14 protein-coding genes are annotated in these 14,802 nt (G+C 70.6%); 12 read left to right on the top strand and 2 right to left on the bottom strand.

The genetic code is table 11. From position 1 onward, the window contains the following. Positions 1 to 108 precede the first annotated feature (108 nt). The 11 genes from OG776_RS22715 (at position 109) to pstB (ending at position 12,058) form a co-directional block, all read left to right on the top strand. Complete coding sequence (locus OG776_RS22715) at positions 109 to 513, top strand: GntR family transcriptional regulator (protein ID WP_148009113.1); 405 nt, start codon at positions 109 to 111, stop codon at positions 511 to 513. Further along, positions 510 to 1,403, top strand: coding sequence for an ABC transporter ATP-binding protein (locus OG776_RS22710; RefSeq protein WP_329322461.1), 894 nt, complete (start codon positions 510 to 512; stop codon positions 1,401 to 1,403). Before OG776_RS22715 ends, OG776_RS22710 begins: the two co-directional genes overlap by 4 nt. Further along, on the top strand, positions 1,400 to 2,425 hold the full coding sequence (locus OG776_RS22705) for an ABC transporter permease (RefSeq protein ID WP_329322460.1): 1,026 nt from the start codon (positions 1,400 to 1,402) through the stop codon (positions 2,423 to 2,425). Before OG776_RS22710 ends, OG776_RS22705 begins: the two co-directional genes overlap by 4 nt. Then, positions 2,422 to 3,357 carry a hypothetical protein gene (locus tag OG776_RS22700; protein WP_329322459.1) on the top strand — a complete coding sequence of 312 codons (936 nt, stop codon included), beginning with the start codon at positions 2,422 to 2,424 and terminating at the stop codon, positions 3,355 to 3,357. Before OG776_RS22705 ends, OG776_RS22700 begins: the two co-directional genes overlap by 4 nt. 390 nt (positions 3,358 to 3,747) lie before the next feature. Further along, positions 3,748 to 5,979 (top strand): RNA degradosome polyphosphate kinase, encoded by a 2,232-nt coding sequence (locus OG776_RS22695; RefSeq protein ID WP_187285603.1) that lies wholly within the window; start codon positions 3,748 to 3,750, stop codon positions 5,977 to 5,979. Next, positions 5,960 to 7,045 (top strand): CHAD domain-containing protein, encoded by a 1,086-nt coding sequence (locus OG776_RS22690; protein ID WP_148009117.1) that lies wholly within the window; start codon positions 5,960 to 5,962, stop codon positions 7,043 to 7,045. The genes OG776_RS22695 and OG776_RS22690 overlap by 20 nt, the downstream gene beginning before the upstream one ends. Positions 7,046 to 7,055: 10 nt before the next feature. Next, positions 7,056 to 7,475, top strand: coding sequence for an NUDIX hydrolase (locus OG776_RS22685; protein ID WP_148009118.1), 420 nt, complete (start codon positions 7,056 to 7,058; stop codon positions 7,473 to 7,475). A 455-nt stretch (positions 7,476 to 7,930) separates the two neighbouring features. Continuing rightward, positions 7,931 to 9,070, top strand: a complete 1,140-nt coding sequence (gene pstS, locus OG776_RS22680; RefSeq protein WP_148009119.1) for a phosphate ABC transporter substrate-binding protein PstS — start codon at positions 7,931 to 7,933, stop codon at positions 9,068 to 9,070. A gap of 100 nt (positions 9,071 to 9,170) precedes the next feature. Beyond that, the gene (gene pstC, locus OG776_RS22675; RefSeq protein WP_148009120.1) at positions 9,171 to 10,178 is read left to right on the top strand and encodes a phosphate ABC transporter permease subunit PstC; all 1,008 of its coding nucleotides are present in this window, start codon (positions 9,171 to 9,173) and stop codon (positions 10,176 to 10,178) included. Beyond that, entirely contained in the window at positions 10,175 to 11,233 is a 1,059-nt protein-coding gene (pstA, locus tag OG776_RS22670) for a phosphate ABC transporter permease PstA (RefSeq protein ID WP_329322458.1), read from the top strand. Before pstC ends, pstA begins: the two co-directional genes overlap by 4 nt. Positions 11,234 to 11,281: 48 nt before the next feature. Beyond that, positions 11,282 to 12,058, top strand: a complete 777-nt coding sequence (pstB, locus tag OG776_RS22665; RefSeq protein WP_148009122.1) for a phosphate ABC transporter ATP-binding protein PstB — start codon at positions 11,282 to 11,284, stop codon at positions 12,056 to 12,058. Positions 12,059 to 12,528: 470 nt separating this feature from the next. On the opposite strand, the gene OG776_RS22660 is transcribed toward pstB, so the two are convergent. Together OG776_RS22660 and OG776_RS22655 are read right to left on the bottom strand one after the other, a co-directional pair. Further along, positions 12,529 to 13,527, bottom strand: coding sequence for an inorganic phosphate transporter (locus tag OG776_RS22660; RefSeq protein WP_148009123.1), 999 nt, complete (start codon positions 13,525 to 13,527; stop codon positions 12,529 to 12,531). Positions 13,528 to 13,533: 6 nt separating this feature from the next. Next, positions 13,534 to 14,154, bottom strand: coding sequence for a DUF47 domain-containing protein (locus OG776_RS22655; RefSeq protein ID WP_148009124.1), 621 nt, complete (start codon positions 14,152 to 14,154; stop codon positions 13,534 to 13,536). 224 nt (positions 14,155 to 14,378) lie between these two features. Between OG776_RS22655 and OG776_RS22650 the strand changes: the two genes are divergently transcribed. Next, the gene (locus OG776_RS22650) at positions 14,379 to 14,747 is read left to right on the top strand and encodes a metal-sensitive transcriptional regulator (protein ID WP_329322457.1); all 369 of its coding nucleotides are present in this window, start codon (positions 14,379 to 14,381) and stop codon (positions 14,745 to 14,747) included. The last annotated feature ends 55 nt before the right edge of the window (positions 14,748 to 14,802 follow it).

Here is a 14,802-nt window from a genome sequence, read left to right as displayed (position 1 = left end):
GAGCCCTGGCGATCGGTTCACGTTCCGGCCGACGGATCTCGCACTTGACTCACGACCCCCTCTTGCACCACCCTTTCACTACTCAATTAGTGAAAGGGTGGTTGCCGCGTGGTGGAGTACCGCATCGACCGGCGCAGCGGTGTCGCCACGTACGTCCAGATCGTCCAGCAGACCAAACAGGCCCTGCGACTCGGGCTGCTCGAACCCGGCGACAAGCTGCCCACGGCCCGCGAGGTCGTGGAAGCCACCGCGATCAACCCGAACACCGTCCTCAAGGCCTACCGCGAGCTGGAGCGCGAGGGCCTGGTCGAGGCCAGACGCGGCCTCGGCACCTTCGTACGCCGCTCGCTCGGCACCACCACCCCGGCCGACTCGCCCCTGCGCGCCGAACTGGACGCCTGGATGACGCGGGCCCACGCGGCGGGGCTCGGCCGGGACGACATGGCGGCGCTCTTCACCTCCGCCCTCGACGACCGCTTCACTCAGGAACAGGCAAAGGGAGACCAGGAATGAGCAACTCCGCCATCGAGGCGGCCGGGCTCGGCAAGCGCTTCGGCCGACGCGGGAGCTGGGCACTGCGCGACTGCTCCTTCCGGCTCCCCGCGGGACGCGTCTGCGCCGTCGTCGGCCCCAACGGCGCGGGCAAGTCGACCCTGCTGTCCCACACGGCCGGCCTGCTCGCCCCCACCGAGGGCACCCTCACCGTGCTCGGCGCCCACCCGGCCGCCGCCCGCGAGCGCGTCGCGTACGTCGCCCAGGACAAGCCGCTCTACCCGCAGCTCACCGTGGACCAGACCCTGCGCCTGGGCCAGGAACTCAACCCCGCCCGCTGGGACCCCCGGGTCGCCGGACGGATCGCGTACGAGGTCGGCGGCCTCGACCCGAAGAAGAGGATCCGTGCGCTCTCCGGCGGCCAGCGCACCCGGGTGGCCCTCGCCCTCGCCCTCGGCAAGCGCCCCGAACTCCTGCTCCTGGACGAGCCGATGGCCGACCTCGACCCGCTCGCCCGGCACGAACTGATGGGCACCCTGATGGCCGAGGCCGCCGAGCACGGGACGACCGTCGTGATGTCCTCGCACGTCGTCGCCGAGCTGGAGGGCTCCTGCGACTACCTGCTGCTGATAGGCGACGGCCGGGTCCGGCTGGCGGGCGACCTGGACGACCTGCTGGCCGCGCACACCCTGACCACCGGCCCGGTCCGCGAGCTCGCCCCGCACACCGTGGTCGAATCCCGCACCACCGGACGCCAGCAGACCGCCCTGATCCGCCCTCAGGGCCCGTACCCCGCCGACGCCGGAGCCACCACGCCCTCCCTGGAGGAACTGGTCCTCGCCCATCTGCGCAACCCCGCGGCCCCCGCGCTGATCCTCACCCCCGCCCGCGCCCAGGAGCCCGCCGCATGACCGCCCTCGCCACCGCCGGCACCCCGGCGCCCCCCGTCCGCCGCCCGTCCGCCACCCGCGGCCTGGTCCGCACGCTGCTGCGGCTGCACCGCCCGGCCCTGTACGCCGGAGCCGGCCTGTTCGTGGTCCTCACGGCCCTGCTGCTGTGGCTGCACGGCCCGGCGATGGACGCGGCGGCCACCGCGTGGCGGCAGTACGACCGCTGCCGTGAGGCCTCCTGCGCCTACGACCAGGACGCGATCCTCACCTACAAGTCCGTCTCCCAGTACGCCACCCTCGCGGTGACCTTCGTCCCGTTCCTCGTCGCCGCGTGGGCGGGCGCGTCGCTGACCGGCCGCGAGATGGAGACCGGCACCGCACAGCTCTCCTGGACCCAGTCCGTCTCCCCGGCCCGCTGGCTCACGGTCAAGCTGGCCCTCCCGGCCGTGCTCGTCACCGCCGGGACGAGCCTGCTGGTCCTGCTGCACCAGCGGACCTGGCGCCGCAGCCAGGGCCGGATCGACACCGCCAAGGACTGGACCGACGTCCTCGTCTTCCACGCCAACGGCCCGACCACCGTCGCCTTCGCCCTGTTCGGGCTGGCCGTCGGCGCGCTGACCGGCCTCGCGCTGCGCCGCTCGCTGGCCGCCCTCGCCCTCTCGGTGCTCTGCACGGCCGCCGTCCGCGTCGGCACCGCCCTGGCCGTACCGCACCTGTGGCCCTCCGTGCGGACCGTCAGCAGCCTGCGCCACAACGGCCCCACGGGCCTCGGCCTCACCGTCGACGAAGGCCTCCTCACCTCCACCGGAGGCCGGCTCGCCAACCCGTACTGCGGCAGCGACCTCAGTACCGAGTGCCGCGAGCTGTACACGAGACTGCACGCCGTCAGTTTCTACAACGACTCCCACCCGTACTCCCACTACTGGCCCCTCCAGTGGGTCGCGACCGGGATCGTCCTCGCCCTCGCCGCGCTCGCCGTCCTCGCCGCCTTCCGGCTGCTGACCCGGCAGACCGGCCCCACCCCCGAGGAGGGCCGCCGGTGAACGCCGTCGACGGACTCCCCTGGACCGTCCTGCGCGTGCACCGCCCGGCGCTGGCCCTGTGGGGCGCCTTCGTGGCCGCCGTCGCCGGGCTCCTGGGGTGGGCGGTCGGGATCGAGGCCGACAAGGCCCGGGCGGAGCTTGCCTACTGCGCGCACCACGACACCTGCTTCCTCACCGCCACCGACGACTACGGCACCACCGTCCGCTGGGCCGCCGTCGTCCTGTGCTGCTGTTTCTACGCCGTGGCCGCCTGGGCGGGCGCCGCCCTGGTCGCCCGTGAACTGGAGTCGGGCACCGCACGGCTCGCCTGGACCCAGTCGGTGTCCCCGGTGCGCTGGCTGACCGCCAAGCTCGCCGTGCCCGCGCTGGTCCTCACCCTCGGCTGCGCGGTGCTCGTACCGATGTTCCGCTGGACCTGGTCGAACCACCCGGACCGGCTGGACAACGGCTGGAGCGACGTCAGCACCTTCGTCGCCCTGGGCCCCGCGACCCTCGCCTACGCCCTGTGCGCGCTGGCCGTCGGCGCCCTCGCCGGCCTGCTGCTCGGCCGCACGCTGCCCGCCCTTGGCACCACCCTCGCGGTGATGCTGCTGCTCAGCCGGACCCTGGCGGGCCTCCGCGCCGACCTGTGGCCCAAGGTCACCCGGACCGGCGCCACCGAGGTTCCGCCGCCGCACGGCGCGTGGCAGCTGGAGGGCGGGGTGCTCGTCCACGGGCGCCGGATCGCGGACCCCGACTACGGGCACTGCCTCGGCACGGCCGCCCGGATCAGGCGCTGCGCCGCCGACCACGGGATCACCGGGCACTACTCGGTCTACCACCCGCGCTCCCACTTCTGGCCCCTCCATCTGGTGGAGACCGGCATCGTCCTCGCCGTCGCCGGCGCGGCCACCGCGGCCGCCTTCGGGCTGCTGCGCCGCCGCACCGCGTAGACCCCGCCCGGCCCGCACGACGGCAACGGGGCGGGAACTCCCGTACGACCTGTCCGTACGCCCCCGCGAAGGCCGCGGGGGCGTACGCGGCCCTCGCGGAGGTGGACGTCCGGGAGCCGCCCCCCGATATCCCGCACGTCATGTCGCCGTAACCATCGATTCAGACGGGCTTGCGACGCTCAGCCAATGAAGCCCGCCGTGCCAGAGCCTTCGCCTCCACCGGAGAACGAGCCCCAGCCGTCGACGGCGGACGAACCCGGGTCCGTGCCCCGCCGGGGACACCTCCGGCCGGACGACGCCGCGAGCCGCGGAGCCGTCATCCGCCTCGCCGCGCTGCCGCCCGCCCGCTCCGACGCGCCGGTCTCCCGTCCGGCGCGGAAGAATGGGTCCATGAACCAGCCCAGCGCCCAGGCACAGGTCCAGCACCCGCAGCCGTCCGTCGGTTCCATCGCCGCGCACCGGCCGCACACCGTCGCCGCCAACGTCTCCGACCTGGAGCCCGACCTCGACGCCGACCTCGACGCGTACGAGGACACGGTGCAGGACGGCATCCAGCTCCCGCAGGGCCGGTTCCTGGACCGGGAACGCAGCTGGCTGGCGTTCAACGAACGCGTCCTGGAACTCGCCGAGGACCCGAGCACACCGCTCCTCGAACGGGCCAAGTTCCTGGCGATCTTCGCCAGCAACCTGGACGAGTTCTTCATGGTCCGGGTGGCCGGCCTCAAGCGCCGCATCGCGACCGGCGTCGCCACCAAGTCCGCCTCCGGCCTGCAGCCGCGCGAGGTCCTGGAGATGATCTGGGCCCGCTCGCGCGAGCTCATGGCCCGGCACGCGGCCTGCTACCAGGAGGACGTCGCCCCCGCGCTCGCGGAGGAGGGCATCCACCTGGTCCGCTGGAGCGAGCTCACCGAGAAGGAGCAGGCCCGCCTCTTCACGCTCTTCCGGCACCAGATCTTCCCGGTCCTCACCCCGCTGGCCGTCGACCCCGCGCACCCCTTCCCGTACATCTCCGGCCTGTCCCTGAACCTGGCCGTGGTGGTGCGCAACCCGGTGAGCGGCCACCGCCACTTCGCGCGCGTCAAGGTCCCGCCGCTGCTCTCCCGCTTCCTGGAGGCCTCCCCGGACCGCTACGTCCCCATCGAGGACGTGATCGCGGCACACCTGGAGGAGCTCTTCCCGGGCATGGAGGTGCTGGAGCACCACACCTTCCGCCTCACCCGCAACGAGGACCTCGAGGTCGAGGAGGACGACACCGAGAACCTGCTCCAGGCGCTGGAGAAGGAGCTCATGCGGCGCCGCTTCGGGCCGCCGGTGCGCCTGGAGGTCGAGGAGTCCATCGACCGGTACGTCCTCGACCTGTTGGTACGGGAACTGAAGATCTCCGAGGCCGAGGTGTACCCGCTGCCGGGCCCGCTGGACCTCACCGGCCTGTTCGGCATCGGCGCCCTCGACCGGCCCGAGCTGAAGTACCCGAAGTTCATCGCGGGCACCCACCGCGACCTCGCGGAGGTCGAGTCGGCGTCCGCGCCCGACATCTTCGCCGCCCTGCGCGAGCGCGACGTCCTGCTGCACCACCCGTACGACTCGTTCTCCACCTCCGTCCAGGCCTTCCTGGAGCAGGCGGCGAGCGACCCGGACGTTCTGGCGATCAAGCAGACGCTGTACCGGACGTCGGGCGACTCGCCCATCGTCGACGCGCTGATAGACGCCGCCGAGTCCGGCAAGCAGGTCCTCGTCCTCGTCGAGATCAAGGCACGCTTCGACGAACAGGCCAACATCAAGTGGGCCAGGAAGCTGGAGGAGTCCGGCTGCCACGTCGTGTACGGGCTCGTCGGGCTGAAGACCCACTGCAAGCTGTCGCTGGTGGTCCGGCAGGAGGGCGACACCCTGCGCCGCTACAGCCACGTCGGCACGGGCAACTACCACCCCAAGACCGCCCGGCTGTACGAGGACCTCGGACTGCTCACCGCCGACCCGCAGGTCGGCGCGGACCTCTCCGACCTCTTCAACCGGCTCTCCGGCTACTCCCGCCGCGAGACCTACCGCCGGCTCCTGGTCGCCCCCAAGTCCCTGCGCGACGGCCTGATCGCGCGGATCAACAAGGAAGTCCAGCACCACAACGCCGGACGGCCCGCCTACGTCCGCATCAAGTGCAACTCGATGGTGGACGAGGCGATCATCGACGCGCTGTACCGCGCGTCCCAGGCCGGGGTCCCCGTCGACGTGTGGGTGCGTGGCATCTGCGCGGTCCGGCCCGGCGTCACCGGCCTGTCCGAAAACATACGGGTCCGGTCCGTGCTCGGCCGCTTCCTGGAACACTCACGGGTCTTCGCGTTCGGCAACGGCGGCGAACCCGAGGTGTGGATCGGCAGCGCCGACATGATGCACCGCAACCTCGACCGGCGGATCGAGGCCCTCGTCAGGATCACCGACCCGGCCCACCGGGCAGCCCTCAGCCGGCTGTTCGAGACCGGGATGTCGGACACCACCGCCTCCTGGCACCTGGGCCCGGACGGCGAATGGACCCGGCACGCGACCGACCAGGATGGCCAACCGCTGCGGAACGTCCAGGAGATGCTCATAGACGCCCGGAGGCGCCGGCGTGGCACAGCGACACCTTGACCCCACCGACCCCACGGCCGGGTCCCCACCCCGGCTCGCGGCACCGCCCGACCGGCGGGAGACCCGTGAGCAGGGCGGTACGCCCGTCGGCGAGGTCCTCGCGGGCTATCTGCGGGACCAGGCCACGGAGTTCCTCCGCTCGCTGCGGCAGCACCGGGAGACCGGCGCCGCGGCGGGCGGCTCGTCGGAGTCGGTCGACGCGGCGCGTGCCCTGCGCCGCTCGGCCCGCCGCATCAGCGGCACCCTGCACACCTTCCGGCCTCTCCTCGACCCGGACTGGTCGGAGGGGATGCGTCCCGAACTCGCCTGGCTGTCGGGCACGCTGGCCCGCGAGCACGCCTACGCGGCGCGGCTGGAGCGGCTGCTCGGCGCGCTGAACCGGCTCTCGGGTCCGACCGGATTCCCCACCCAGGCCGCCGGCGGCGCCGACGTCCCGGCCAAGGGCCATCTGACGATCGGTGCGGCGAAGGCGGGCGCGCTGCTCGACCGCCAGCTGACCCTGGCCCGCACCCGGGCGCACTCGGCGGCACTCCAGGCGCTGGGCTCCTCCCGCTTCCACGCCGTCGCGGACAGCGTCGCCGTGCTCGCGAGCGAGGTGCCGCTCACCACGGCGGCCACCGCCGCCGACCTGCGCCCGCTCGCGTCCGCCGCGCAGGACCGGCTCGTCGACGCGGTCGCCGCGCTGCCCCTGCTCACCGCGGGCCATCCGTACAACGCGGAGGCTCTCGTGCACGGCCTCTCCGCGGACGCCGCTCCCCATCCCCAGGACGCGCCCTGGCACCAGGTCCGGCTGCTGCTGCGGCTGCACCGCTACGCGCGCGAGTGCCTGCACCAGGAGGGCGTCCCCTCCGACGCACGGCTGCTCGGCGCGGGACAGGCCCTCGACCGGCACCGGGACGCGGCGGAGGCGGCCGCGGCCGCGGCGTCGGCGGCCCGCACCCCCCGTATCGCCCCGGCGACCGCGTACGCGCTCGGCGTGCTCCACGCGGACCAGCGGCACGAGGTGGAGGCGGCCCGCTTCGCGTTCCAGCAGAGCTGGCAGAAGGAAGCCGTACGCACCCCCTGAGGGAGGCCCCATGACCGGCGGCACCGACATCATCCGGGCGGCGGGCTGCGTCCTGTGGCGCCGCTCGCCCGTGGACGGCGAGCTCGAGGTCTGTCTGGTCCACCGGCCGAAGTACGACGACTGGTCGCATCCGAAGGGCAAGCTCAAGCGCGCCGAGGACGCCCTGGCGGGCGCGCTGCGGGAGGTCGAGGAGGAGACGGGGTACACCGCGGTGCCGGGCGCGGACCTGCCCACCCTCGGGTATCTCGTCGGCGGGCGCGCCAAAGAGGTCCGCTACTGGGCGGCCGAGGCGGCGGACGGCTGCTTCCGGCCGAACAGCGAGGTCGACCGCGTCCTGTGGCTCCCGCCCACCGCGGCCCGGCACCGCCTGACCCAGCCCAGGGACCGCGACCTGGTCGACGCCCTGCTGCACTCGCTGCACCTGGCGTAGGCCGGTGCGGACGCCTCCGTGCAGACGCCCCCGTACGGACGTCCCCGTACGCAGGTCTCCGTGCGGGCCGGGTACGCGGGCCGTGGTGGGGCCGGCACGCGCGACCGCGCCCCTGAGCACCGGGACCGTCGCTCCGCATGCGCGCGCCCGCCGTCCCACCGCCCCGCCGCGAAACCTGAATGATTGCGCCCGGTTGCCTGGAGTTACCCATGCGACCCGAGTTGTCGGAAACCGCCCTGTGTCCTCGGCGTAAGCGTTCCGTGACCTCACCGCACCGTCCGCAGGGGTTCACCCTCCGTTCACTTATGGCCATCGGCGCCTTCACCTGTTCTGCCTAATTTCGGCCTTACGCGGTGCGGACCGCGTCCCGGGCAGGCCCCGGGACACGACCTCCGCCTACCACCGACTTCGCACGCCGCCACTCGACGGCGGCTCCTGGAAGGAACTCCCGAAAAGTGAAGCTTCAGCGCAAGAACCGGCTTCGCGCCCTCTCGCTCGGTGCCGTCGCCGTCTCCGGCGCCCTGGCCCTCACGGCGTGCGGCTCGGACGACACCGGCAGCAAGAGCGGTGGCGACAAGGCGACCTCCGCCGCCACCAGCAACAGCAGCGCCATCAAGTGCGACGACGCCAAGGGCCAGCTGCAGGCCTCCGGATCCTCCGCGCAGAAGAACGCCATCGACGCGTGGGTGAAGCAGTTCACCCAGGCCTGCTCCGGCGTCCAGATCAACTACAACCCGACCGGTTCGGGTGCCGGTGTGACGGCGTTCACGCAGGGCCAGACCGCGTTCGCCGGTTCGGACTCCCCGCTGAAGCCCGAAGAGGTCTCCGCGGCCGCGAAGGCCTGTGGCGGCAACCCGGCCATCGACCTCCCGATGGTCGGCGGCCCGATCGCGATCGGTTACAACCTGCCGGGCGTGGACGGCCTCGTCCTCGACGCGTCCACCATCGCCAAGATCTTCGACGGCAAGATCACCAAGTGGAACGACCCGGCGATCGCGAAGCTGAACACCACCGCGAAGCTGCCCAGCACCAAGATCCAGGCGTTCCACCGCTCGGACGAGTCCGGCACCACGGACAACTTCACCAAGTACCTGAAGGCCGTCGCCCCGTCCGACTGGAACTACTCCGGCGGCAAGGCGTGGCAGGCCAAGGGCGGCCAGTCCGCTCAGGGTTCCTCCGGTCTCGCCCAGCAGGTGAAGCAGACCGCCGGCGCGATCTCCTACTTCGAGCTCTCCTACGCCGCTGACGGCATCAGCACCGTGGACCTCAAGACGGACGCCGCCACCCCGGTCAAGGCCAGCGTCGAGAACGCCACCAAGGCCATCGCCACCGCCGAGGTCAAGGGCACCGGCAACGACCTGTCCCTCGGCCTGAACTACAAGCCGACCGAGGAGGGCGCCTACCCGCTCACCCTGGTCACCTACGAGATCGTCTGCGAGAAGGGCAACAAGGCGGACACCCTGCCCGCCACGAAGGCCTTCCTCAACTACATCGCGAGCGAGGACGGTCAGAAGCTTCTGACCGACGCGCAGTACGCGCCGATCCCCGCCGAGATCATCACCAAGGTTCGCGCCGCCGTCTCGAACCTGAGCTGACCTGAGTGTGCGGCCCGCCTCGCCGAGGCGGGCCGCACCGTCCGGTGCACCGCCGCCTGGAGCCGCCACCCCTTACGGTTCCGCAGACCGGAGAATCCTGATGGACATAACGACGCAGAACACCGAAGCACCACCTCCCACCCCACAGACTTCCGCCGTCGGCACGAAGATCGCCGACCAGGGCGCCTCCCCCACCGGAGACCGGGTCTTCATCGGCCTCTCCCGCGGGTCCGGCATCCTGCTCCTGGTGATCATGGCCGCCATCGCGGCCTTCCTCACCTATCGCGCCGCGAACGCGATCAGCAAGGACCACGGCAACTTCCTCACCACGTTCGAGTGGAACACCAACCTCGAACCGGCGAGCTTCGGCATCGCGGTGCTGGCCTTCGGCACGGTGGTCTCCGCGATCATCGCCATGGCCCTCGCGGTCCCGGTCTCGGTCGGCATCGCCCTGTTCATCACGCACTACGCGCCGCGCAAGCTCGGCGGACCCATCGCGTACGTGATCGACCTGCTGGCCGCCGTCCCCTCGATCGTGTACGGCCTCTGGGGCGCCATCGTCCTCGTACCGCATCTGAACGGCCTGTTCGGCTGGCTCGACCACTACTTCGGCTGGACCGGCATCTTCGAGTGGCAGGGCGGAGCGCCCCGCTCGATGCTCGCCGTCGGCATCCTCCTCGCGATCATGATCATTCCGATCATCACGAACGTGAGCCGTGAGGTCTTCCGCCAGGCGCCGCAGATGCACCAGGAGGCCGCGCTGGCCCTCGGAGCCACCCGCTGGGAGGTCATCCGCATGTCGGTGCTGCCCTTCGGCCGCTCCGGCGTGATCTCCGCCTCGATGCTGGGCCTCGGCCGCGCGCTCGGCGAGACGATGGCCGTCGCCACGGTCCTCTCCCCGACCTTCGAGATCAACGCCAGCCTGCTCGACCCGGGCGGCGGCACGTTCGCGCAGAACATCGCGAGCAAGTTCAACGAGGCCACCCCGTTCGGCCAGGACGCCCTGATCGCCTCGGGTCTCGTCCTGTTCGTCATCACCCTGCTGGTCAACGGCGGCGCACGCATCATCATCAACCGCCGCAAGGAGTACTCGGGGGCCAACGCATGAGCACCGCACCCGCCACCCACAAGCGCACCAGCACGCTTCGCGGCGGCAACCTCCCCAAGTGGTCCTCCTGGGCCATCGCCGCGGGCGCCGTCGTCGTGGCCGTGGGCATCGGCCTGGCAGGCGGCCTGGACAGCAAGGTCCAGTGGGGCCTGATCGCCGCGATCCTCTTCCTGCTCGGCACCTACGTCATCGCCACGCGCGTCGAGGGCCGCCGTCAGGCCAAGGACCGCATCGCCACCAACCTGGTGTGGGTCTGCTTCCTCCTCGCCGTCGTCCCGCTGGCCTCCCTGATCTGGGAGACCGTCAAGCGGGGTGTGAAGTCCTTCGACCCCTACTTCCTGGGCCACTCCATGGGTGTGGTCGCCGACAACGAGCCCGGTGGCGGCATCTACCACGCGCTCCTCGGCACCCTGGAGCAGGTGGGCATCGCGACGCTGATCGCCGTGCCGATCGGTGTGCTCACCGCGATCTACCTCGTCGAGTACGGACGCGGCAAGCTCGCCAGGGCGGTCACCTTCTTCGTCGACGTCATGACGGGTGTCCCGTCGATCGTCGCCGGTCTGTTCATTCTCAGCTTCTGGATCCTGATCCTGGACATGGGCTACTCCGGCTTCGCCGGTGCGCTCGCCCTGTCGATCCTGATGATGCCCGTGGTGGTCCGCTCCACCGAGGAGATGCTGAAGCTCGTCCCGAACGAGCTGCGCGAGGCCTCCCTCGCCCTCGGTGTCCCGAAGTGGCGCACCATCCTCAAGGTGGTCCTGCCGACGTCCATCGGCGGAATCACGACGGGTGTGATGCTCGCCATCGCGCGTATCACCGGTGAGACCGCTCCCGTGCTGCTGTTGGTGTGGGGCACCAACTTCATCAACAACAACCCGTTCTCCGGTCCGCAGGCCTCGCTCCCGCTGTACATCTACCGTCAGTACAGCGCGGGAACCGACGTGGCCACCGACCGGGCCTGGGCGGCAGCACTGGCGCTCATCCTCTTCGTCATGATCCTCAACATGGGCGCGCGTGCCATCGCACGCTGGAAGGCCCCCAAGACGGGCCGCTGACGCGGCCGATCAGCGACCCGAACCCTTGCGAAAGAAGCAGTGATTGACATGGCCAAGCGAATCGACGTGAGCGGCCTGACCGCTTACTACAGCGCCCACAAGGCGATCGAAGACATCTCGATGACGGTCGAGCCCCGCTCGGTGACGGCCTTCATCGGCCCCTCCGGCTGCGGCAAGTCGACCTTCCTGCGCACCCTCAACCGGATGCACGAGGTCACCCCCGGCGGCCGCGTCGAGGGCAAGGTCCTGCTGGACGACGAGGACCTGTACGGCCAGGGTGTCGACCCGGTCGCCGTGCGCCGCACGATCGGCATGGTCTTCCAGCGTCCCAACCCCTTCCCCACCATGTCGATCTTCGACAACGTGGCGGCGGGCCTCAAGCTCAACGGCAACTACCGCAAGTCCGAGCTGGGCGACATCGTCGAGAAGTCCCTCAAGGGCGCGAACCTCTGGAACGAGGTCAAGGACCGCCTGAACAAGCCCGGCTCGGGCCTGTCCGGCGGCCAGCAGCAGCGTCTGTGCATCGCGCGGGCGATCGCGGTGGAGCCGCAGGTCCTCCTCATGGACGAGCCGTGCTCGGCCCTGGACCCGATCTCCACCCTCGCCATCGAGGACCTGATCGGTGAGCTGAAGGAGCGCTTCACGATCGTCATCGTGACGCACAACATGCAGCAGGCCGCGCGCGTCTCCGACCGCACCGCGTTCTTCAACCTGGCCGCGGTGGGCCAGCCGGGCCGCCTCATCGAGATCGACGACACGGAGCGCATCTTCTCCAACCCGTCGGTCCAGGCCACCGAGGACTACATCTCGGGCCGCTTCGGCTGAGCCGCTCCCACAAGAACCCCTCGCGGTGCTGCATGGCGGTGCCACCGCGAGGACGAGAAGGGCCCGCCCCTGGCTCCCGGGGGCGGGCCCCTCCATTTCCCCTCCGGCGCAGGCTGCGGCCTGGCGTGCGGGCTCCTTACGGACAGGTGGAGAGGTCCGCAGGTCAACGGAGGTCGGCTGCCGGCCGACGCGGGATTCCACGGCCGGAAGGCGAGGCCGGAGCCGGTGCGCGATTCCCCGGTTCGGCACGCGAGGCCGGGGCCGGTGTTCGATACGCGGGCACTCAGCCCGGGGCACTTGAGACAGAGCCCGACACCCCAGCCCGTCCGGCGATTGAGGACGAGCCCTTCGGGCGATCGGGGGTCCAGGAGGCAGAGCCCCTCGGCGGGGTCCGGGGCGGAGCCCCGGGGATGGGTCGGGTAGGGGCGGCGGGGGCGAGAGAACCCCCTCGCGAACCTCCGACGCACTCCCTACAGAAACGCCAGATCCACGACCCAGAAACTCACCGCGGCCACCACCGCCGCCGCCGGCATGGTGATGAACCACCCCAGCACGATGTTCTTGGCGACACCCCACCGCACGGCGTTCACCCGCTTGGTCGCCCCCACACCCATGATCGCGGACGTGATGACATGCGTCGTCGAGATCGGCGCCTTGAACAGGAACGCCGTCGCGAACATGATCGACGCCCCGGTCGTCTCCGCGGCGAACCCCTGCGGCGGATCGAGCTCGATGATCTTCCGCCCCAGCGTCCGCATGATCCGCCACCCACCCGCGTACGTACCGAGGGACAGCATCACGGCGCAGGAGATCTTCACCCACACCGGAATCGGATCGTCGGCACCCTGGACGTCACCGATGACGAGCGCCATCACGACGATCCCCATCGTCTTCTGCGCGTCCTGCAGACCGTGCCCGAGCGCCATACCGGCCGCGGAAACCGTCTGGGCTATCCGGAAACCCCTCTTGGCCTTGTGCGGGTTGGCCCGCCGGAACAGCCACATGATCGCGCACATCACCAGATAGCCGCCGATCAGACCGACGACCGGCGACAGGAACATCGGGATGATGACCTTGTCCAGGACACCGGACCACAGGACGGTCGTACCGCCCGCGAGCGCCGCCCCCACGAGCCCACCGAACAACGCGTGCGACGAGGACGACGGAAGACCGAAGTACCAGGTGACCAGGTTCCAGACGATGGCTCCGATGAGCGCGGCGAAGAGGATGCCCATCCCCTTCGACCCCTCGGGCGTCGAGATCAGGCCACTGCTCACGGTGTGCGCGACCCCGCTGCCGAGGAACGCGCCCGCGAGGTTCATCACCGCGGCCATGGCGAGCGCGGCCCTGGGGGTCAGCGCCCGGGTGGACACCGACGTGGCGATGGCGTTCGCCGAATCGTGGAAGCCGTTCGTGTACGTGAATCCGAGCGCGACCAGGATGGTCACGACCAGCGCAAAGGTGTCCACGAAGCCTCAGGACTCCTTGACGGCGATGGTCTCCACCGTGTTCGCCACATGTTCGAACGCGTCGGCCGCTTCTTCCAGCACGTCCACGATCTGCTTGAGCTTCAGGACCTCGATGGCGTCGTACTTGCCGTTGAAGAGCTGGGCGAGCAGCTTGCGGTGGATCTGGTCGGCCTGGTTCTCGAGACGGTTGACCTCGATCCAGTACTCCGTGAGGTTGTCCATGGTCCGCAGGTTCGGCATCGCCTCGGCGGTCAGCTCGGCCGCCCGCGCCAGCACCTCGATCTGCTGCTCCACGCCCTTGGGGAGCTCCTCGACCTGGTACAGCACGACCAGGTCGACGGCCTCCTCCATGAAGTCCATGATGTCGTCGAGGGACGAGGCCAGGTTGTAGATGTCCTCGCGGTCGAAGGGCGTGATGAAGGAGGAGTTCAACTGGTGGAAGATCGCGTGCGTCGCATCGTCACCGGCGTGCTCCGCTGCCCGCATCCGTTCTGCGATCTCGGCCCGGGCGGAGGCGTCGGCCCCGAGCAGTTCCATCAGGAGTTTCGAGCCCGTGACGATGTTGTCCGCTGATGCGGAGAACATGTCGTAGAAGCTCGTCTCCCTGGGGGTCAGACGAAATCGCACGTGAGGTCCTCGGGGTCCTTTTGTTTCGGTCAGGCTGATGCTAGGCGCATCATCCGGCCACGGCTAACCGGCCGTCCCCCAGTGTCGCCCATGAGGCACAGTGATCAGCACAGGGTCCGGTCCCGCCGTCGGGCAAGGGCCCTATACCCAACGAAGTTCGATACCATATACCTACCAGGGGTATATGTAGCCGACCTTTCCGGCGGGATCAGCAGGAGGACGCGATGACGACCACCGAGGCCGGCGCGCCGGCCCCCTCCGGTGACCCGCGGGCGACCGCGGAGCCGGTCGTGACCGACCACGACCGCGGTGTCCACGGCTACCACAAGCAGAAGGACGAGCACCTCAAGCGGCTGCGCCGGATCGAGGGGCAGATCCGCGGCCTGCAGCGGATGGTCGACGAGGACGTCTACTGCATCGACATACTCACGCAGGTCTCCGCCTCCACCAAGGCCCTGCAGTCCTTCGCCCTGCAGCTCCTGGAGGAGCACCTGCGCCACTGCGTCGCGGACGCGGCGCTCAAGGGCGGCGACGAGATCGACGCGAAGGTCGAGGAGGCGACGAAGGCGATCGGCCGGCTGCTGCGCACGTAGGGCCTGCCGCCCGGACCGAGCGGTCCGGCGCGGACGCCCGACCGCACACCGCTCC

The organism is Streptomyces sp. NBC_01689 (assembly GCF_036250675.1).
Taxonomy (GTDB): domain Bacteria; phylum Actinomycetota; class Actinomycetes; order Streptomycetales; family Streptomycetaceae; genus Streptomyces.
This window is presented reverse-complemented; position numbering and strand designations above follow the sequence as displayed.